This window comes from Planobispora rosea (assembly GCF_014648175.1).
GTDB classification, from domain to species: Bacteria; Actinomycetota; Actinomycetes; order Streptosporangiales; family Streptosporangiaceae; genus Planobispora; species Planobispora rosea.
Window position 1 is genome coordinate 61,129 of sequence record NZ_BMQP01000034.1, and the last position, 19,919, is coordinate 81,047.

A 19,919-nucleotide genomic window follows, 5' to 3' on the forward strand; every position below is an offset into this window, starting at 1 on the left:
GGGCGGTCTCACCTATTGGACTAGACCACCGGTGAGCGGCTCAGGCGGGCCGGGAGATGGCGCCCAGGATCTCCGGGTACCGGGTGAACCCGATGTTCCCGGCGAGCCTGCGCCCGCCCCAGGAGATCAGGATCCCGTACGGCAGGGCGAGCACCCCCACCCAGGAGAGGCCGAACAGCACGGGCAGCGTGACGGGCAGCATCAACAGGCCGGTGCCGAGCATCGCCCCGAACGACCCCGCGAAGGCGATGCCGCCCTGCCCCGGCGCCGCCCCGGTGAAGGCGTTGAGCCGCTCCGGGACGGTGTACGGCATCAGCACGCTCGTCACCGCGCCCACGCCCAGCCCGACGCCCAGCACGCCCCAGGAGGAGATCACGGCGGGGAGCGCCCAGCCGACGTTCCCGGCGAGCAGGCCCGCGATCACCGACAGCACGGCGAGCACCGGGACCGCGATCGTCGCCACCGCCAGGTGCCGCCCGGCGAGGTCGGTCCGCCAGTCGCGGGCGGTGCCGTACGCCATGGAGTTCATCCACAACGAGCGGCCGTCGATGCCGAAGGAGTTGCACGACTGCAGGCTGATCATCAAGGCGCCGATGCAGGCGGGGCCGATGGCGAGCGCGGCGCTGGGCGAGGTCCCCTCCTGCCCGTTGAGGGAGAAGGCCATGATGCCGGTGACCGCGAGGGCGGCGAACCAGCCGACCCGGCCGCGGGGGTCGCGGCGGGCGTACTTGAGCTCCTTGGTGGCGACCGCCGCCAGCTGCCCGTCGGGCAGGACGCGGGCCAGCAGGCCGCGGGAGTTTCGGACCGAGGCGCCCTCGGTGGAGGCGTCCGTGGTGACCAGCGCCCGGCGCAGCGCCGCGATCCAGAGCCACCCGATCACGGCCACCAGGACGGCGAGGACGGCCAGCTCGGCCAGGGCCACGGCGCCGCCGTCGGCGACGGCGTGCGCCGCCATGCCCGGCGGGGTCCAGCGCAGCGCCGAGGCCAGGCCCCGCAGCACCGCCAGCGGGTCGCCGCCGATCCCCCGATTGATCAGGAGGTTGGGGAGCTGGGCGGCCACGACGACGAAGATCGCCGAGATCGCGAGCACGTCCCGGCCGCGGCGGGTGCGCAGCACACCGGACAGCGAGGTGGTGATCAGCCGGGAGACGACGACGCACAGGGCGAACTGGAGCAGCACGGCGACGACGCCGACGAGCACGCCGCCGATCCCGCCGGCCAGGCCCACGATCGCACCGGAGGTGATGACCAGGGTGGCGATCGGCCAGACACCGGTGACGGAGGAGGCGAACATGCCGGCCGCGAGCTGCCCGGTCCGCAGCGGGAGCAGCGCGAGCCGGGACGGGTCGAGGGTGTCGTCCAGGCCGAAGGCCAGCAGCGGCACGATCGCCCAGCCGACCAGGAGGGCGGTGAACAGCACGATCCCGGCGTCCAGCGCGATGTCGGCGGGGGCCAGGCGCAGCATCGCCATGACGATGAAGCCGGAGGAGGCGACGAGGAGGGCGGCGATCAGGGTGAAGATGAAGCCGAGCAGGCGCGTGGTGTCGCCGCGCAGGTTCCCGGCGATCAGCCGGAGCTTGAGCCGGACGAAGATCGATGGACCCACCCGGACGGCGCCCGCCTGGCCGTTCCCCGCCCCGGGGAACGCTCTGTCCGGGCTCATGCCGAGGTCGCGCCCAGCCACGACAGCCCCTCCTCCCCGTTCCCGTTCGCGGGTGCGCCGACCAGGCCCAGGAACGCCTCGTTGAGGCTCCGGCCGCCGCGCACCGCCTCCAGCGGGCCCTGCGCGACGATCTGACCGCGGTTCATCACCGAGACCCAGTCGCACAGGCGCTCGACGAGGTCCATGACGTGGCTGGAGAAGACGACGGTCGCTCCGGAGGCGGTGTAGCGGCGCAGCACCTCGACCAGGGTGTTGGCGCTGACCGGGTCGACGCCCTCGAACGGCTCGTCCAGGAAGAGCACCTTCGGGTTGTGCAGCAGCGCGGCGGCCAGGCCGATCTTCTTGCGCATGCCGGTGGAGTAGTCGACGACGAGCTTGTCGGCGGACTCGGTGAGGTCCATGACGCGCAGGAGCTCCTCGGCGCGCCGCTCCACCTCGGCCTTGGGGATGCCGCGCAGCTGGCCGTTGTAGGAGAGCAGCTCCCTGCCGGACAGGCGCTCGAACAGGCGCAGCCCCTCGGGCAGGACGCCGATGCGGGCCTTGACGGCGACGGGGTCGCGCCAGACGTCGGCGCCGTCGATGTGGATGAGTCCGGCGTCCGGACGGAGCAGACCCGTGACCATGCTCAGCGTGGTGGTCTTGCCGGCGCCGTTGGGACCGACCAGTCCGGCGAAGCTGCCCCGGGGGACCATGAGATCGACCCCGCCCACAGCCACCTGTTCCCCGAACCGCTTGAACAGCCCCTGGGTCCGTACAGCGTCCGTGATGTCCGTCATGACGCCCACTTTGTCATATTTCCCTACTAGGGATCTCCGCTTCTCCCCTGGCAACGAACGGGTCACCCGGATAGTTCGGGATGTCAGGAGGCGGTTACTCTTCTGGGCTATGAGCCGGAGCGGACCCGACGCGGTGAGCGGAGTGGATCGCGAGGAACGAGCGGCCCGCGCAGCGAATGAGGAGCGGTGAGCGACCAAGTGAGTGCTGAGCCCGTGACTGAGTCCGTGACTGAGCCCGTACACGCCGAGATCGACATCCACACGACGGCGGGCAAACTCGCCGACCTGGAGCGTCGCCTGGACGAGGCCGCCCACGCCGGATCCGCCCGCGCGGTGGAGAGGCAGCACGCCAAGGGCAAGATGACCGCCCGGGAGCGGGTCCTGGCGTTCCTGGACCCCGGCAGTTTCGTGGAGTTCGACACGCTGGCCAGGCACCGGTCCACGAGCTTCGGCCTGGAGCGCGAGCGTCCGTACGGCGACGGCGTGGTGACCGGGCACGGCACGGTGGACGGCCGCCCGGTGGCGGTGTTCGCGCAGGACTTCACGGTGTTCGGCGGGTCGCTGGGCGAGGTCTTCGGCGAGAAGATCGTCAAGGTCATGGACCACGCCCTCAAGACCGGCTGCCCGGTGGTGGGCATCAACGACTCCGGCGGGGCCCGCATCCAGGAGGGCGTCGTCTCCCTCGGCCTCTACGCCGAGATCTTCAAGCGGAACGTGCACGCCTCCGGGGTGATCCCGCAGATCTCCCTGATCATGGGTCCCTGCGCGGGCGGCGCGGTCTACTCCCCGGCGCTCACCGACTTCGTGCTCATGGTGTCGGAGAAGTCGCACATGTTCATCACCGGACCGGACGTCATCAAGACGGTCACCGGCGAGGAGGTGACGTTCGAGGAGCTCGGCGGCGCGCACACGCACAACTCCCGGTCGGGCGTGGCGCACTACGAGGCGAGCGACGAGGCCGACTGCCTGGAGTTCGCCCGGGCGCTGCTGTCCTACCTGCCGTCCAACAACATGGACGAGGCCCCGGCCCTCGACGCCGAGCCGGTCCTGGAGACCACCGACGAGGACCGCGAGCTCGACACGCTGATCCCCGACTCGGCCAACCAGCCCTACGACATGCACGAAGTGATCGCCCACGTCCTGGACGACGGCGAGTTCCTGGAACTGCACGCGCAGTTCGCGCCGAACATCCTGGTGGGCTTCGGCCGGGTCGAGGGGCACTCGGTCGGGGTGGTGGCCAACCAGCCGATGAGCTTCGCCGGCACGCTGGACATCGCGGCCTCGGAGAAGGCCGCACGGTTCGTCCGCACCTGCGACGCCTTCAACATCCCGGTCCTGACGTTCGTCGACGTCCCGGGCTTCCTGCCGGGGACCGACCAGGAGTGGAACGGGATCATCCGCCGGGGCGCCAAGCTGCTCTACGCCTACGCGGAGGCGACGGTGCCGCTGGTCACGGTGATCACCCGGAAGGCGTACGGCGGCGCCTACGACGTCATGGGCTCCAAGCACCTCGGCGCCGACGTCAACCTGGCCTGGCCGACCGCCCAGATCGCCGTGATGGGCGCGCAGGGCGCGGTCAACATCCTCTACCGGCGCGAGCTCGCCGCGGCCGCCGATCCGGACGCCGAGCGGGCCCGGCTGATCACCGAATACGAGGACACCCTCGCCAACCCGTATCTCGCGGCGGAAAGAGGGTATGTGGATGCGGTGATCCGACCGTCCGACACCCGCGTGCAGATCGTCCGCGCCCTGCGCGCCCTGCGCAACAAGCGCGCCGCCCTGCCGCCGAAGAAGCATGGGAACATCCCGCTGTGACGCACTTGAAGATCATCAATGGGAACGCGACTCCGGAGGAGATCGCCGCGGTCGTGATCGCTCTCGCGTCACGGACGATTCCGCAAGCTAAAGCCGTACAAAAGCCGAAAAATTGGCGTAACCCTGCGCATTATCAACGAAAGCCCCTTCCATTTGGGCAAGGGGCATGGCGATCAAGCGGCTTGCCAAGATAGATCCGCGGAACATGGTGTCAAGTCGCGCGAGAGTTGGGACCATCTAAGAAATGGGCGCATATAGTCAGCCGATCAGTTAGTCACGAGGCCTGGAGGACGACATGGCCATCCTTGACCTCACCACCCGTCCCATCACCGCGAAGTACGCCGTCCTCGTCGACGTCGGATATCTGTACGCCGCGGCGGGAGAGGTGCTGCTCGGCGCCAAGGAACGCAAGGAGTACCGCGTCGCAGCGGACGAACTGATCCAGGCACTGCAGAAGCACGCGGAGGCCCGCATCCAGGGCGAGCTGCTCCGGATCTACTGGTACGACGCGGCCCGCGACCGCGTCCCGACCGTGGACCAGCGCGTCATCGCCCAGCTCCCCTGGGTCAAGGTGCGCCTGGGCAACCTCAACGCGCGCGGTCAGCAGAAGGGCGTGGACGCCCAGATCAGGAGCGACCTGGAGGCGCTGGCCCGGCACCACGCGGTGAGCGACACGATCCTACTGGCCGGCGACGAGGACATGGTTCCGGCGGTCGAGGCCGCCCAGGCCTACGGCGTGCGGATCCACCTGTGGGGCGTCGAGCCGCCCTACGGCACCAACCAGGCCGAGCGCCTCGTCTGGGAGGCCGACACCGTCGAGATCCTCACCGCCGACTTCCTCCGCGACTTCTTCAGCCGCGCCCCCCAGCCCGTCCCGGTCGCCCCGGTCACGCCCTCTCCCGCCCAGGTCTTCGCGGGCCGCACCCCCGCGGCGATCAAGCCCAAGGCCCCGGCCGCCGGCCAGGTCACCAAGCTCGGCCCCAGCCGCCCCCGGGTGGAGGAGGTCGGCGAGCACGTCGCCCAGAAGTGGATCCTCACCCGCGGCCGCGACAACATCCGCGACCTGCTCCCCGGCCCGCTGCTGCCGACGGTGATCGACACCGAGCTGCTGATCGAGGCCGAGAAGGAGCTCGGCCACTCCCTGCGCCCGTTCCCCGAGGCCCGCGTCTGGCTCCGCGACGGCTTCTGGGCCCGCGTCTACCGCGAGTTCGACCTGGGCGTCGGCATCTCGTCCAAGTGATCCACCCGATCTGACGGTCACGTCCGTTTTCCGCCAGCCGTCCGGGTGGAGCTGCGGATAGCGTCTTTCATGTGTCCGTGAGAGAGCTCGACTTCGATTCCTGTTACCGCGCGGTGGCCGCGCGGGACGCCCGTTTCGACGGGCGTTTCTACACGGCGGTCACCTCGACCGGCATCTACTGCCGCCCGATCTGCCCGGCGCGCACGCCCGCCTCGCGCAACGTGCGCTTCTACCGTCACGCCGCCTCCGCCGAGGCGGCCGGATTCCGCCCGTGCAAGCGGTGCCGTCCCGAGCTCAGCCCCGGCGACCCCGGCTGGGACCACCGTGGCGACCTGATCGGCCGGGCGCTGCGGCTGATCGAGGAGGGCGCGGCCGACGACGGCGGGGTCTCCGGACTCGCCGGCCGGCTGCACATCACCGAACGGCACCTGCACCGGCTGTTCACCGCCGAACTCGGCGCGGGACCGCTGGCCGTGGCCCGGACCAAGCGGCTGCTGCTCGCCAAGCAGCTCCTCACCGAGACCGGCCTGCCGATCACCGACGTGGCGTTCGCGGCGGGGTTCGGGAGCGTGCGGCAGTTCAACGCGACGATGAAGGAGACGTACGGCTTCACGCCCGGCGAGCTGAGGGCCACGGCGGGCGTGCGGGTCGCCGGGGACGCGCTGACGCTCCGGTTGCACCGGCGGGAGCCGTACGACGCGGTCAGCCTGATGCGCTTCCTCCACGCCCGGGCGATTCCCGGCCTGGAGCGCGTCGAGGCTCCGGACGGGTACGGCGGTCCGGGCGGCTCCGGGAGCGGGTGGAGCTACACCCGCGCCGTCCCCGGCGGCGTGATCACCCTGGTCCCGCTCCCCGGGCACATCCGCCTGGAGACGAGCCTCGGCGACACCCGGCGGCTGGCCCACATCGTCGCGCGCTGCCGTCGCCTGCTCGACCTCGACGCCGACCCGGAGGCCATCGCCTCCGCCCTGGGGGAGACCTCGCTGCGCCCGCTCGTCGAGGCCCGTCCCGGCCTGCGGGTCCCCGGCGCGTGGGACGGCTTCGAGGTGGCCGTGCGCGCCGTGGTCGGCCAGCAGATCTCCGTCGCCGGAGCCCGCACCCTCCTCGGGCGCATCGTCGCCCGCGCCGGGAGGCCCGTGGAGATCCCCGCCGGAGCAGCGGCCGGGGAACCCATGCGCCTGTTCCCCTCCGCCGGGGAGCTGCTGGAGGCCGACCTGGACGGGCTCGGGCTGACCGGGCGGCGGGTGGCCACGCTGAGGGCGCTCGCGGCGAAGGTGACGGCCGGCGAGGTCGACCTGGACGGGGGACAGGAACCGGGCGACGCCGTGGCCGCGCTCCTGGAGGTTCCGGGGATCGGGCCGTGGACGGCCGGCTACATCGCGCTGCGGGCACTGCGCGACCCGGACGCCTGGCCGGAGGGCGACCTCGGGCTGCGGCGGGCCATGGCGTGCCTCGGCATCCCCGACGACCACGTCGACCGCTGGCGCCCGTGGCGGGCGTACGCCGCCCTGCACCTCTGGAGCTCCGAATGACCCCCGCCACGGCTGCCGTACCGGCAGCGTCCCCGACGTCCCCCACGTCCCCGACATCCCCGGCATTCCCCGCATCCCTGACGAGCCCGACGACCGAAGGAGTCATGATGATCGAGGCGCAGGTCCTCCCCACCCCGGCCGGGCCGCTGGCGCTCCTCTCCCACGAGGGGGTCCTCGTCGCGGCGGGATTCACCGCCGATCCCGAGGTGATGTTCGCCCGGCTCTCGCCCGCCCTTCGGGCCCGGGGCCTCACCCGGGTCGGCGACCTGGGCCACGCCGCGCAGGCCGTACGGGACTACCTGGACGGCGACCTGAAGGCCCTGGACGCCGTGCCGGTGAGCCAGCCCGGCACGCCCAGGCGGCAGCAGCTCCTGACGGCGCTGCGCGAGGTGCCGCCCGGGACCACGGTCACCTACGCCGAGCTGGCCGAGCGGGCCGGTATGCCCCGTACGGCGGCCCGGGCGGCCGGGGGAGCGTGCGCGCAGAACCTGATCGCCCCGTTCGTCCCGTGCCACCGCGTCCTGCCCTCCACCGGCGGCTACGGCGGCTACTACTACGGCACCGAGGTCAAGCAGTGGCTCCTGGCCCACGAGTCCGGCACCCGCTGACCCCGCTCCTGCCACGGCGGACCCGGGTCCCCCATCGGGGCCCGGATCCCTCGCGATGAGGGCCGGGACGACGGGCGGACACCTGACCACCCGGCGCGCCGGGACTAACCGCCCTTCCTGACGGTGCTCTGCACCTCGCCCACCGGGACGTCGCGGGTGGCCCCGACCTCGACGGGGTCGTAGGCGAAGGGCACCACGTCGTCCTCGACCTCGACGGGCCAGACCGCGGTCACCGTCAGCTCGTAGACCTCGCGGGGCTGGTCGGCCGAGGCGCGCAGGTAGCGCACGCCGCAGGTGAACTCGGCCCCCTTGGTGTACGGCCTGCCGCCCCGGCCGCAGTCCTCCCTGACCTCGGCCCGGTCGGCGGTCGTGCCGGGGTCGATCTCGATGTCGGAGAGGGCGGCGGTCACGGTGGCGCTCATGACGCCCGGGATCGTGGCGGTCACCGACCGGGTCGTCTCGCCGACGCCGTCCAGCCAGACCCAGGTCGGCAGGTTGACGTAGCTCGTGGCGTCGGGACTCAACTTGACCCTCGGCTCGGGCACGGTCAGCGCGGCGCGGGCGATCTCGACGAGCTCGGCCAGGGTGATCCCGCCGGGCGGGGTGGTACCCGGTGGCACCCACACGAAGGGGGCCAGGTTCCTGCGGCAGCTGATCCCGTTGGGATCCGCCTCGTTGTAGGCGGAGGTCCACCACCTGCCATCCTTGCCGATCTTGTCCTTGAACTGCTCAAGGAACCTCTGCTGCTCCTCCTCGCTGTCGTCCGGCGAGGTACGGAACCACCAGTCCTTATCCCTTTCCTGTATTTTCAGCATGTCATCGGCGTTCTTGTATGGCTCGTACCAGCACGGGCGCTTGAGCCGGTACCCGTCGCTCCTGCCCCCCAGGCCGTTCCCGCTGAGGACGATCTGGGAGTTCCGCAGGCGGACCCCGGCCGTCCGGCCGTCCTGGAACCCCTCTCCGGACGGCGGCTCGCCCACCGCTCCCGTGGCCCTCCCGGTCTCCGCGGCGGGTACCACGCCCGCCGTCACCGGCGCCGTTCCCACCGCGAGCAGCAGGGTTCCCACGGCGATCCCATTGATGATCATCGTATGCACCTCTCCACTCGCTCACTGGGGTACAGGGCGTGGCGCAGGTACTGGATGCGGCGGACGCCGTCGCCGTCCTCCCACATGTCGGCGGCGTGCAGGAAGGGCTTGCCCATCCACGCCTCCCGCTTCGCGACCGCCTTGCCCGTACGCGTGTCCACCGTCTGGGTCCGCGACATGTCCACGCACACGTTGAGCCGTACGCCACGGTCACCGCGGTCCTTCAGCGGTTCGGCCTCGAACCCGTACAACCGGATCGTCCCGCGCAGCGCGCGGTGGTCGTCCCGGTACGCCGACACCCATTCGTAGTCCTGCCGGACCGCGTCCCTCCCCAGGAGGTCGAGATAGGCGGTGTCGCCCGCAGCCGGGCCCTTCTCCCCCGCGGCGACCACCCGGAGGGAGCCGGCGTAGTAGTCGCGGAAGGCGGCGACCATCTCGGCGGTGGCGGGGTCGGCTCCGGCCGGCGGCTCGACGGTCACCCGCACGCCCGGCGCCGCCTGAACCGTCTCGGGTTCCGGTGAGCTCCCGGCGGGCGACGGCGAGCCGGGCGCGCTCCCCGGCGACCCGGTCGATCCGGCCGAGGGCGCCCCGGACGCGCCCGCCACCCGGTCGGCCGGGACGAACGCCTCCTCGGCCGGCGGGGAGCAGCCCGTCAGCCCGGTCAGCGCCAGCACGATCACGGCACCCACGCCGATCACGCTAGAAGCACCCGCCGTACGGGACCAGCGGTATGCACGGATCGGCATGGCCGGCCGCGCCCTCCCTCCGTGACGTCTCATCTCGGCCTCCACCCGGTGCCCGCTCATGCCGACGGCGCCGAGCTCATCCGCCAGGTGGGCAGCAGCTCGTCGATGAGCGCCTCGGTCTCCGGCGCCATCCCGCCGCCGTAGGGGTGGGAGGCGGCCCGCCGCTGCAGGGCGTCGGCCACGGCCCGCAGGCGGGCGTGGTCGCCGGTCATGTGAGTGGCCCTGAGCAGGTCCCGCCAGAGCCCCTCGTCATCGGCGGCCAGCAGCAGCCCCGCCCGTACCGCCGCCACCGCCTGGTCGGCCTCGCCCTCCGCCAGCCGTACCTCGCAGAGCCGGTGCGCCGCGTCCGCGACGCTCGCCGTCACGTTGTACTCGAGGTCGTCGGCGGCCAGCCAGGAGTAGCGGCCGCGGGGGCGGCCGTTCAGCAGCGGCCCGCGCACCAGCCCGAGAGCCCTGTCCAGCAGTACGGCGCGCGCCGCGGCGTCCGCGTGCGACCTCCTGACGAGGTCGCGGAAGAGCGCCCAGTCGGTCCGCACCCCGGGACCGAGCCGGAGCCGTCCCGACTCGTCGGTGAAGAGATTGGGCCGGCCCGCGGCGTCGGTGCCGAGCCAGGCGGCGACGCGGGCGATCGTGGCGTCCCGGACCACGGACTGGACACCGCGCGGCCACAGGATGCCGCCGAGGACGACCGGGTGCACTCCGTCGGGATGGGTCGCCAGGTAGACGACGAGCTCGACGGCGAGGCCGGCCCGGCCCTGCTCCATCGGCGGCGGGCCGGTGACCTCGATGGAGCCGAGGATCCGCACCTCGACCGAGGGCGCCTCGGTGACGGGTTCGTGCTCGGGCTCCTCCGGCAGGGGTTCCCCCTCCAGCCGCCGTGCCGTCGCGAACAGCTCGGCCAGCGCGCGGTACTGCCGCCGGGGCAGCAGCTGGGCGTCCACCTCGAAGCCGAGCGCGTCCACCCTGGCCGTGCCCTCCTCCGTGATCTCCCAGGTCCAGGTGGCGTGCGGGACGTCACCCGCGACGACGTAACCGGCGGCCGTCCGGGTGCCCTTCCTGGCCAGCACCGCCAGCCGACGGGCCTCCTCGGCGCTCGGGGAGATCGCCGAGAGCAGGTACTGCGGCGACCAGGCCGGGTCGGCGGCGCGGCCGTTGATCCGTCCGGTGAGCACCTCCGCGCCGGGCCCGTGATCGTTCGCCCGCGCCTCCAGCTCCGGCAGGACCTCGGCCAGGCTGCCCGCGCACGTGATCCGGTCGGGGGCGATCGCGGCGAGCTCCTCGCCGAAGCCGACCAGGGTGATGCGCATCCGGTCCGACCACCGGTTGGTGGCCAGCTCGACGGCGAGCGCGGCCAGGGCCGCGGTGGTCCGGCTCCCCGTGATGTTGATCAGCCCGTGGGCCGCCTCGAGGTCGACCAGTACCCGGCCGTCCCCGGTGGAGCCGAGGGAGACCAGTCCGGGGTACGGCGCGGGCGCGTCGGCGAGTGACCCCTCGTCGAGGAGCCGCCCCTCGTGCGCGGGAAGCCGCCAGACCTGGCCGCCGTCGTGCGCGACCCACGGCTCGGGGGCGCCGGGGTCGGCGGGGTGGATCCACAGGTCGAGATGGCGCGGGGACAGATGGGCGGCGTAGACCGTGGGCGGGACCCGCCCGGCGGCCGCCAGGGACCGGCCGAGGAGGCGCAGCCCCATGTCCAGCATCCGGCTCCCCGGGGCGTCGGCGCCCAGCCTGAGCGCCAGCTCGGCCTGGGCCGCGTCCTCCCGGGGGCGGGCGATCCGCCGTCCGAACGCCCGGTGCCAGAGCTGCTCCCTGCGCCTGCGGCCGAGCGCGGCCAGCAGCCCCGCCGCCGCGAGCGAGGCCCCCGCCAGGTAGTCGAGCATGCCCGGCGCGTCGTCTCGCTCACCGGCCCCGTCCGCGGCGGTTGCCTCGGCGTCCCCCTTGGTGTCCCCCTCGGTGTCCCCCTCGTCGACCTCCGCGCTGCCCTGCCCGGTGCCGGTGTCCCGATCGGCGGCCTCCCCGGCGTTCTGCCCGACGTCCTCCGCGGCCTCCCCGCGGCCTCCCCCGGTGTCCTCACCGGCGCTCTCCCGCCCCGGCCGGCCGGGCCCGGCGCCGTCACGCCCCTCCGTCTCCGGCCCCGCGGCGCCGTACAGGTCCCCCGGCCTCCCGGAGTCACGCGACCCTCCGCCGGACCCGGTGTCCTGCCGCCGGTCAGACGCCGCGCCCGTGCCTTCCGGTACGGCGCGGTCGGGGAGGACGGAGGTTTCGGTACCCGAGGCCGGGGGCTTGGGCTTGGTGTCCGTGCCCGGGACCGGGGATGTGCCGGGCAGGCCGGTCCGGACGGGGTCGGCGGTGTGGGTACGGCCGTCGAGCTCGGCGGGCCTCCCCGGATGCTCTTCGAGGGTGGCGGTGCGGGACTGGGTGGCGGGGACGATGTGGACGTTCCTGGCGTCGTCCGGCATGTCGAGCACCCAACCGGGCCTGATCAGATCGGCCATGCGCAGACGGCTGCCGTCCGGCTGCTCCTTGTGCTGGTTGAGCCGGTAGATCTCCGGATAGCGACGGCCGTCACCGAGGCACTTCTCGGCGATCTCCCACAGGCTCTCGTGGTGACGCCCGTGCGGCGGCTGGACCACGTAGACCTTCTTCGCCTTCGCCACGGGGGCCAGCGGCTCCCGCTCGACGGTGAGGGGAGGCGCGGTCAACGTGGCGGAGACGGGCGCGGGCCGGGCGGGCGGGCCGCCCGGTTTCACGAACGGCACGGCCGCCGCCGATACCGTGAACAGCAGCAGGACCGCCGTGACCAGCCGGTTGGCCAGCGCCTGGGTGCCGCCGGAGAGGGGCACCCTCGCGGGCATGCCCACCCGGCGCAGCCCCGCGTAGAGCTCGACGACCACGCAGACGACCAGTTGCAGCCAGGCCAGCCAGACCAGCAGCACCAGGATGGCGACGATCGTGCTGGTGCCGACCTGACTGTTCAGCAGGTCGAGGTTGAGCAGTTCGGGTGGGATCGGCGGCCCGGCGAGCCGGAGCAGCGCGTAGGGGACTCCGCCGATGAGCGCGACCAGCACGATCAGAGCGCCCAGCCCGGCGAACAGGTCACCGGCGGTGCGCCTGGGCTTGATACGCGTGGGCTGTCGCGTCGGCATGCCTCTCCCCTCCGTTTTCAGATTCGTCCTCGGCGTCCCTCCCGGCCAGCGGTTCGTCACAATCGGTCTGGCCCCGTTCCCGTCTTCCGCCTCGTCACGGCACCGGTGCCTCTCCCGTGTCGGGACCGGCCGTGGCCGTCGCCTCCATCTCCCCTCCGGGGAAACCGAGAGCGGCGAGGAAGAACGCCTCCCAGCGGACGGACACCGTCACCCCCACCTCCGCGTCGCCGGCCTCGCACGCCACGAGGCCGACATCACCGCCCGCGTGGCCGGAGACGATCTCTCCGGCCGCCTCGCACACGACGTCGCTCGCCAGCAGGCGGGCCCGGCTGGTCTCGCGCAGGTACTCGACGTCGAGCTGGTCGGCGCCGGCCCGGGCCGCCTGCTCGGCGACGTCCGCCGCGCGCAACCGGGCGTTGATCGCGGCCCCGCCGTCCACCAGCAGGCCCGCCAGCAGGAAGACGACCACGGAGAAGAGCACCGTGAAGACCGACATCGACCCTCGTTCCCGCCCGGTACGGCCGCCGGAGCCCGAGCAACGCATGTCAGTCGACCCTCCGGAACTGTTCCAGCGGAACCACCGAGTCCCCCCGGACCTCCTTGACCACGCCGAAACCGAGGAAGCCCAGGTCCATGGAGCAGCTCACCTCGGCCCTGACCCGACCCCCCTCCTCCCAGACCGTGCCCGACAGGTCGACCCGCGGTTCGCACTCGCCCGCCAGGGCGTCCTCCGCCGCGGCGGACGCGGCGGTCTCGGCCTCGGACCGGGCGCGCTCGACCGACGCGGCCCGGGCCGCGTCCCTGGCCGCGCCGTTGACCTCGCCCTGGGCCTCCACCACCCGCCCCGCGCCGACCAGGAACAGCAGGAACAGCAGGAAGACCGGGGCGAGCAGCACCGTCTCCGCCGACAACGATCCGCGCTCGCGGTCACGCCGTACCCGTGACCGGGCCCGGCCGGGGCGGCGGCTCATTCGCATCCCTCGCTCCCGTCGTCGGGGCGGAAGCACTCCACCGGGCCGCCGAAGCGCGCGGTGATGGTGAACGTCGTGGCCGGCAGCAGCGGGACGACCTGCACCGCGGTCGCGGTGACCTCGACGCCGCGCCGGTCCCCCTCCTCCCACGCCGTGACGGTGGCGCCCTCCAGGAGCTTCGGGCCGACGGCCCGGATCACCTCATCGGCCCGCGCCTCGGCGTCCCCCTGCCAGGACTCACTGTCGATCCGGGCCAGCCGGGCCCCCTCGCGCGCGGCGGCGTCGGCCACCTGGCGCCCGTGGAACCAGAGCGCGAACTGCACGATGAGCAGGACGACCACCAGCACCACCGGCATGATCATCGCTAGCTCGACGACGGTGGCGCCCCGCTCCCGGTCACGGTTCTCCGCCACCGTCGCCCCCGCCGCCACCGCCTCCGCCGAAGGTATCGGAGATCTCGCCCTGCTTCTCCTGGACCAGCTGCCTGATGAGCGTGGCGAGGCCGAGGGCGACCGCGGCGATGATGGCGGTGATGATGACCCACTCGACGGCCGAGGCGCCGCGGGTGGGAGCGGTACGGGCTCTGTCGATCCGCACGTTCAGCAACGCGACCGCATAGGCGATCCACGGATGATTCAGCATGGTCAGGACCCCAACATCTTCATAGCGGCCGGGAAACTCAAAAAGATCATGAAGCCCGCGCAGAGCAGGAGCTGTGCGACGAGCATCGACTGGGACCGCTCTCCCGCCTGACCCTCCACCTCGGCCAGCTCTCGCCGGCGCAGGGTCGCGGCGCGCGCGGTCAGGGAGGCGCGGACCTTGGCGCCGTCGTCGGCGACCAGGCCCAGCGCGGCCGACAGGTCACGCAGCTCGTCCACGTCGATCTCGTCGCCGAGCTGGCCGAGCGCCTGCCAGGGGGTGATGCCGACGATCCTGGCGTTGGTGAGGGCCTCGCGGATGCGGGTCATCGCCCAGTTGGCGCCCTCGTCGTCGGAGGCTCCCGCCGTACCTCCCGCCATACCTCCCGCGGTGCCCGCGGTGCCCACGGTGCCCACGGAGACCGCCATCATCAGCGACTCGGGCACACCGCGCCCGCCGGCCAGGTTCATCGCCACCAGATCGAGGAAGGCCCCGACGACGTGCCGGAAGTCGCGCCTCATCCGGGCGGCGTCCCGTCTGATCTGCAGGTCGGGCAGGAAGAAGAAGACGACGGCGAAGGTGATCGCCGCCCAGAGCGGGATCGTCAGGGAGATCCCCCACCCCATCAGTGCCAGCCACCCGGCCAGCAGCGGGAAGGCCAGCAGTCCGGAGGCCGCCAGCAGCACCTTGGTCGCCAGGAAACCCTCCAGCGACTTGCCGAGCAGCGCCAGGTCCGCCCTGGCCGAGCGGACCTCCCAGCCCCGGGCCGCGTAGAAGCGGGCCATCCTCGCGCCCAGCCCGCGCCGGAAGGCGCTGACCTCCTCGTCGGGCAGGGCCAGCTGCACGCGCGGGGCGCCGGTGCCCTCCCGGGCCGCGTCCAGGGCCAGCAGCCGCGTCACCAGGCCGGGCCGGGCCGGGAACAGCGCCCGTATCAGCAGGAAAACCCCGAGCCCGGCCACTCCTCCCACCAGCAGGGGCTCAACCATCACGTGTCACCCCTTTCGAACGGACGGGCCCAGCAGGCGGGCGGGCTTGTCGAACCGGGCCAGGCGGCGCATCCAGGCGAACCCGGCGCCGAAGAATCCGGCGACCACCACGAGGACGGCCTGACCGAGGGCGTCGTCGTACTCGGCGACGTAGTCGGGATTGAAGACGACCAGGAACGCCGCGAAGGCGACGGCCGCGCCGACCACGATCTGCACGCTGCGCCGGGTGGAGCGGCGCTCGGCCTCGACGCGGCGGCGCATGTCGAGCTCCTCGCGGGCCGACACGGCGAGCGCGCCGAGCACGTCGCGCAGGCCCGGGCCGCGCAGCCGGGAGTTGAGGATCAGCGCGGCGACGACCAGGTCGGCCGAGGGGTCGTCGAGCTCGTCGGCGAACAGGCGCAGCGCGTCGGGCAGCGGCATCCGGGTGTGCAGCCGGTCCACGAGCGCGCGCAGGTGCGGGCGGAGCATGGGGGCCGCGGCGCGGATGGACGCCGGGATCGCCTGCTCCAGGCCGGAGGCTCCGGCGATGGTGTCCCGCAACGACTCGGTCCAGGCCGCCAGGCCCTCCAGCCGCCGCATCGCCGCGCGCTCCTCGGCCGCGCCGCCGGACAGGCCCCGCCACCCCAGGGCGAGCAGTACGGCCCCGGCCGCCATGACCGGCCAGCCGGTCACCGCGAGCACGGCCACTCCGGCGATCACCCCCACCCCGGAGCGGGTGGACAGGGCCCGGACCAGCTCGCGCCGCCCGGTCTTCCGGCCGGGACCGGCCGGGCGCGGGCGTGTGCCGTACAGGGCCAGGCCGAGCAGGAACAGGCCGCCGCCGACCGCCGCCCCGGCCAGGAGCACCAGCGGATCGACGACTTCCGGCGGGAGCGGGATCACATCCACCCCCCGGGGTCGTAACCGTACTGGGAGAGCTCCTCCAGACAGGACAGGGGCGCGTGCGGCAGGAGACGGCCGTCCGGGGAGAGCGTGAAGACCTCGGAGGAGAGCACTCTGCCGTCGACTCCGGCCACCTCGCGCACACTCGACACGAAGCGGCGCAGCGTGCCGCCCCTGGCGTAGTCGTTGCGCTTCTCGATGAAGACCACGAAGTCGATCGCGCCCGCGATCAGCATGTGGGTGGCCTCGACCGGCAGCCGTTCGGAGGCCTGGAGCGCGTAGGTGGCGATCCGGTTGAAGACCTCCATCGAGGAGTTGGCGTGGATCGTGGACAACGAGCCGTCGTTGCCCTGGGTCATCGCGTTGAGCATGGTGACGATCTCGTCGCCGAGGACCTCGCCCACGATCACCCTGGACGGGTTCATCCGCAGGGACCGGCGGACCAGCTCGGCCATGGAGATCTCGCCCTGCCCCTCGGAGTTGGGCAGGCGCTGCTCGAAGGCCACCACGTTGGGATGCAGCTCGGGGAACTGGTCGAGGCCGAGCTCCAGGGCGCGCTCGACGGTGATCAGCCGCTCCGCCGGCGGGATCTCGTTGGCGAGCGCGCGCAGCAGGGTCGTCTTCCCGGCGTTGGTGGAGCCGGCGATCATGATGTTCTTCCGGGCGCCCACCGCCGCCGACAGGAAACGGCCCAGCTCCGGGGTGAGCGTGCCGTTGCCCACCAGGTCGCTGAGGAAGACCTTGCCCAAGCGGGCCCGACGGATGGAGACGGCCGGGCGGACCGTGACGTCCATGACCGCCGAGAGCCGGGAGCCGTCCGGCAGGCGCAGGTCGAGCTGGGGGTTGGCGGTGTCGAAGGGCCTGCTGGACAGGCCGCTGTAGGCGGCGAGGACCTGGATCAGCTCGACCAGCTCCTCATCGGATTCGGCGACCGGATCGCTCATGAGCTCCTGGCCGTCGGCGTAGCCGACGAAGACCCGGTCGCAGCCGTTGATGTCGATGTTCTCGACCTCGGGGTCGTCGAGCAGCGGCTGCAGGCGGCCCACGCCGAACAGCGCCGCGTGGATCCCGGCGGCGAGCGCCTCCTCCTCCTCGGCGGTGGGCGGGGTACGGCCGACGCCGATCTCACCGCGGGCGAACTCCTCCAGAACCTGCGCGATCAGGGCGCGGGCGAACTGGCGCTCGTCCTCTCCCGTCATCGGTGTCAGGCCGCTGGCCTGGTCCAGGCGGCGCTGGTGCGCCAGCCGGTCGCCGACCTCCTGCCGGAACCGCTTCACCAGACCGTGGTCGATGCTCACGCGCCCTCCTCTCTCGGCCGCGTGCGCGATGCCGCTGTGCCCACGGCTCGCTTGCCCCGCTCACTCACGAGGCCTCCCTGCGGCCCGGAACGCCGGGAACACTGGGAACGCCGGGAGCACCGGGAGGACCGGGAGCGACGTGGGCCGCCAGGCGACCGGCGAGCTCTCGGGCGGTGCGGATCAGCAGTGAGCGGTCCAGGCGGCCGCCCCACTGCCCGCGCAGCAGCTCCGCGCCCTTCGGGTCGTGCGCGAGCCCTGCCACGAACGCGACGTCCTTGCCGGTGGCGGCCACGATCCGGCGGACTTCGTCGATCGTGGCGCGGTACTGCCGGGGGTCGGAGATGACCACCACCCCGACCTGCGTGCCGCGGGGCATGACCTGGAGCCGCTCACGCAGGTGGGCGACATGGTCCAGGTTCGCCCTGGTGAACAGGACCGTCAGCGCCGCCTCGGTGATCAGCTCGCCCAGCTCGGGATGGCCGCCCAGGCGCCCGCAGTCGGCCAGCACGTCGGCGTGGGGCAGCGTGGCCAGCGCCCGGCCGAGCGGGCCCCAGAGCCAGGTCAGGCCGGCGGCCTGCTCCCCGTGGGTGAGCCCGGCCAGCACGTCCAGCCCGCCGACCATCTTCTGCGTGTGTTCGTGGATCAGGCTGTGGCTCAGCCCGTGACGGGCCGTCGCGCCCAAGGTGAGCAGCCCCTTTGCGGGGTTGAGAACCCCTCCGCCGGCCGCGGGCAGCCGGTAGGCGAGGTCACCGCCCGCCGGGTCGCACTCCGCCAGCAGCACCGGGCGCGGCCAGATCGCGCCGAGCGCCGTGGCCGCCGTGGTCACGCCGGGCGCGCCCTTGTCGGCGGCCAGCACGATGAGCGCCACGTCAGCCCTCTCCCGGCAACCCGGCCACGGCGATCTCGCCGTTGGAGGCGTACGCGGCGATCGTCGCCGCGACCGTGCTGTCCACGATCACCGTGACCCGGCCCGACGGACCGGACGATCCCGGGCGGCCATCGCCGATCCGGTGGACCAGCGCGCTCTGCGCCAGGACCCGCCCCCGCTCTGCGTTGCCCTTGCCGGGAACGTGGATGACCTGGACGCGGTCGCCCTCGTCAAGGGTCGCGGGCATCTGGCCCGGTTTGAGCGACAGGCCCACCTGGGCCTTCCCCGGGCCCAGCTCATCGCTGAAGGAGACGACCATGTCCCTGATCAGCAGGGTGCCGGGCAGCAGGGTGACGAGGGCGTGGTTGTTCTCTTTCGCTATGCGCTCGCGGTGGGTGAAGGACACGTAGCCGATGCCCGTGTCGGCGATCTGCACCTCACGCATCGCCTCCAGGGGGATCCGCTGGCCTGCGCCGATCTTCTGGGTGATCTGGATCGCGGAGACCCGGTCACCGCTGCGCATGACCAGCAGAGTGGTGGCCAGCGCGCCGCCCAGGATGAGCAGGACGGCGAGCGCGGCGAGCGCGGGTCTGCGCTCCCGGGGGGAGATGGGGAGTTTGCGCGACGCCGGCCCCGACAGGGCGCCCGCCGAACCTGGACGCTCGGCATTCACCGGAGCACGGCCCGTTGATTTCTCGCTGGTCCTCATGGGCGGGGGAACTCCCTGAGTGATCATACTTCGGGGATTACGGACGAATTTACGCCATTATGTGCATCCCACTGACCGGCTGTAGGGGAAAAGCGAGGATCAATGCTCGTTCGATAGGAACACATCTGTCAACGCCGATCCACGGAAACCTTACGACTCACAGTGATGGCACACAACTTATTGGGTTGATAAGGACATAAATAAACCTGAACACCAGGCGCCACATCACTTTCACCTTGATGCAGGACCGCCTCCTCGACATCTTGCCGCCCTTCGTTCTCTTCACCCTCACGACACGCATTCGCACACCTCTTTTCACCCTGAACCTGTTCAAAATGTGTCATCCTTGCCCTATGGCCAAGTGGTTCAGGCGTGGCACGCCGGACTCGGGACGCATCCGCCTCCTCCTCGGGAGGACCGTCGAGCGCCTGCGCCGCCGAGGGGTCGAGCGGCTCGCCGCCGCTCCCGCCACCGAGAAGATGGTCGACGGGCTGCACCGGGCGGCGACCGGGCTGGTGGAGGTCACCTCCGAGGTGAACGCCTACGCGGGGCTGCTGGAGGAGAAAGCCGACGAGCTGCGGGCCAGGACGCGCACACGGAGGGACACGCCGGGCGCCGGGTGAGTTTTCCACAGGTATGTCCGGAGAATCCACAGCCACCTCGAACGCCCGGAAACCATGCGCCTCCATCAGGGCCGACGGGGGAACCGCCGGCTCCGCCCGACGGGGCGAATCGCCGTCGGGCGACGTTTTCTTTCGGCTTTCTCGCGGCTTTCTCATGCTCAGGAGGGGAATCGGCCGGATGCGGCCGCGACCGGCCCCGACCGCGTCGGCCGGGGGGAAGGGGAAACCGTTCGCTCCGGGGCGTGAAGGAGCCACCCGGATCAGCGCGCAGCGCACCGATTACGGCAGGTAGTTATCCACAGGCCGCCGAGTTTTCCACAAGTTCGTTCGAG

At 72.3% G+C, this 19,919-nt stretch carries 20 protein-coding genes; 6 read left to right on the plus strand and 14 right to left on the minus strand.

The window, feature by feature from the left end; all coding sequences use genetic code 11:
• Window positions 1-40 precede the first annotated feature (40 nt).
• Together IEZ08_RS28150 and IEZ08_RS28155 are read right to left on the minus strand one after the other, a co-directional pair.
• Window positions 41-1,684: a hypothetical protein gene (locus IEZ08_RS28150; protein ID WP_068921373.1), complete on the minus strand. Its 1,644-nt coding sequence runs from the start codon at window positions 1,682-1,684 to the stop codon at window positions 41-43.
• Window positions 1,660-2,439, minus strand: coding sequence for an ABC transporter ATP-binding protein (locus IEZ08_RS28155; RefSeq protein ID WP_068921372.1), 780 nt, complete (start codon window positions 2,437-2,439; stop codon window positions 1,660-1,662). Before IEZ08_RS28155 ends, IEZ08_RS28150 begins: the two co-directional genes overlap by 25 nt.
• A gap of 225 nt (window positions 2,440-2,664) precedes the next feature.
• Between IEZ08_RS28155 and IEZ08_RS28160 the strand changes: the two genes are divergently transcribed.
• The 5 genes from IEZ08_RS28160 to IEZ08_RS28180 all read left to right on the plus strand — a co-directional run bounded on the left by IEZ08_RS28160 (window position 2,665) and on the right by IEZ08_RS28180 (window position 7,634).
• Window positions 2,665-4,254 carry an acyl-CoA carboxylase subunit beta gene (locus tag IEZ08_RS28160; RefSeq protein ID WP_189243317.1) on the plus strand — a complete coding sequence of 530 codons (1,590 nt, stop codon included), beginning with the start codon at window positions 2,665-2,667 and terminating at the stop codon, window positions 4,252-4,254.
• Window positions 4,251-4,448: an acyl-CoA carboxylase subunit epsilon gene (locus IEZ08_RS40685; protein ID WP_189243318.1), complete on the plus strand. Its 198-nt coding sequence runs from the start codon at window positions 4,251-4,253 to the stop codon at window positions 4,446-4,448. Before IEZ08_RS28160 ends, IEZ08_RS40685 begins: the two co-directional genes overlap by 4 nt.
• Before the next feature lie 101 nt (window positions 4,449-4,549).
• Entirely contained in the window at window positions 4,550-5,494 is a 945-nt protein-coding gene (locus tag IEZ08_RS28170) for an NYN domain-containing protein (RefSeq protein ID WP_068921371.1), read from the plus strand.
• Window positions 5,495-5,565: 71 nt separating this feature from the next.
• A complete protein-coding gene (locus IEZ08_RS28175) occupies window positions 5,566-7,026 on the plus strand; it encodes an Ada metal-binding domain-containing protein (protein ID WP_068921370.1) in 1,461 nt (486 codons plus the stop codon).
• Between the two features lie 104 nt (window positions 7,027-7,130).
• Complete coding sequence (locus IEZ08_RS28180) at window positions 7,131-7,634, plus strand: methylated-DNA--[protein]-cysteine S-methyltransferase (RefSeq protein WP_229803575.1); 504 nt, start codon at window positions 7,131-7,133, stop codon at window positions 7,632-7,634.
• 104 nt (window positions 7,635-7,738) lie between these two features.
• Here the strand turns inward: IEZ08_RS28180 and IEZ08_RS28185 are convergent, their stop codons facing one another.
• From IEZ08_RS28185 to IEZ08_RS28240, 12 genes are all read right to left on the minus strand, one after another.
• Window positions 7,739-8,722, minus strand: a complete 984-nt coding sequence (locus IEZ08_RS28185; RefSeq protein WP_176728387.1) for a hypothetical protein — start codon at window positions 8,720-8,722, stop codon at window positions 7,739-7,741.
• On the minus strand, window positions 8,719-9,468 hold the full coding sequence (locus IEZ08_RS28190) for a hypothetical protein (protein WP_141703583.1): 750 nt from the start codon (window positions 9,466-9,468) through the stop codon (window positions 8,719-8,721). The genes IEZ08_RS28185 and IEZ08_RS28190 overlap by 4 nt, the downstream gene beginning before the upstream one ends.
• 56 nt (window positions 9,469-9,524) lie before the next feature.
• Entirely contained in the window at window positions 9,525-12,611 is a 3,087-nt protein-coding gene (locus tag IEZ08_RS28195) for a BTAD domain-containing putative transcriptional regulator (protein ID WP_229803577.1), read from the minus strand.
• 94 nt (window positions 12,612-12,705) lie between these two features.
• Entirely contained in the window at window positions 12,706-13,107 is a 402-nt protein-coding gene (locus tag IEZ08_RS28200; RefSeq protein WP_084779568.1) for a pilus assembly protein TadG-related protein, read from the minus strand.
• A gap of 49 nt (window positions 13,108-13,156) precedes the next feature.
• Window positions 13,157-13,582, minus strand: a complete 426-nt coding sequence (locus IEZ08_RS28205; RefSeq protein ID WP_176728386.1) for a TadE/TadG family type IV pilus assembly protein — start codon at window positions 13,580-13,582, stop codon at window positions 13,157-13,159.
• On the minus strand, window positions 13,579-13,995 hold the full coding sequence (locus IEZ08_RS28210) for a TadE/TadG family type IV pilus assembly protein (RefSeq protein ID WP_189243319.1): 417 nt from the start codon (window positions 13,993-13,995) through the stop codon (window positions 13,579-13,581). Before IEZ08_RS28210 ends, IEZ08_RS28205 begins: the two co-directional genes overlap by 4 nt.
• The gene (locus IEZ08_RS28215; RefSeq protein ID WP_068921366.1) at window positions 13,979-14,224 is read right to left on the minus strand and encodes a hypothetical protein; all 246 of its coding nucleotides are present in this window, start codon (window positions 14,222-14,224) and stop codon (window positions 13,979-13,981) included. Before IEZ08_RS28215 ends, IEZ08_RS28210 begins: the two co-directional genes overlap by 17 nt.
• Before the next feature lie 2 nt (window positions 14,225-14,226).
• Window positions 14,227-15,207 carry a type II secretion system protein gene (locus tag IEZ08_RS28220; RefSeq protein WP_189243320.1) on the minus strand — a complete coding sequence of 327 codons (981 nt, stop codon included), beginning with the start codon at window positions 15,205-15,207 and terminating at the stop codon, window positions 14,227-14,229.
• A 6-nt stretch (window positions 15,208-15,213) separates the two neighbouring features.
• Window positions 15,214-16,095, minus strand: a complete 882-nt coding sequence (locus IEZ08_RS28225; protein WP_229803579.1) for a type II secretion system F family protein — start codon at window positions 16,093-16,095, stop codon at window positions 15,214-15,216.
• Complete coding sequence (locus IEZ08_RS28230; RefSeq protein WP_068921364.1) at window positions 16,086-17,387, minus strand: TadA family conjugal transfer-associated ATPase; 1,302 nt, start codon at window positions 17,385-17,387, stop codon at window positions 16,086-16,088. The genes IEZ08_RS28225 and IEZ08_RS28230 overlap by 10 nt, the downstream gene beginning before the upstream one ends.
• A 64-nt stretch (window positions 17,388-17,451) precedes the next feature.
• Window positions 17,452-18,255 (minus strand): hypothetical protein, encoded by an 804-nt coding sequence (locus IEZ08_RS28235; protein WP_189243321.1) that lies wholly within the window; start codon window positions 18,253-18,255, stop codon window positions 17,452-17,454.
• A 1-nt stretch (window position 18,256) separates the two neighbouring features.
• A complete protein-coding gene (locus IEZ08_RS28240; protein WP_229803581.1) occupies window positions 18,257-18,928 on the minus strand; it encodes a hypothetical protein in 672 nt (223 codons plus the stop codon).
• A gap of 389 nt (window positions 18,929-19,317) precedes the next feature.
• Here IEZ08_RS28240 and IEZ08_RS28245 point away from each other — a divergent pair, with 389 nt between their 5' ends.
• A complete protein-coding gene (locus IEZ08_RS28245) occupies window positions 19,318-19,587 on the plus strand; it encodes a hypothetical protein (RefSeq protein WP_068921361.1) in 270 nt (89 codons plus the stop codon).
• Window positions 19,588-19,919: the final 332 nt, after the last annotated feature.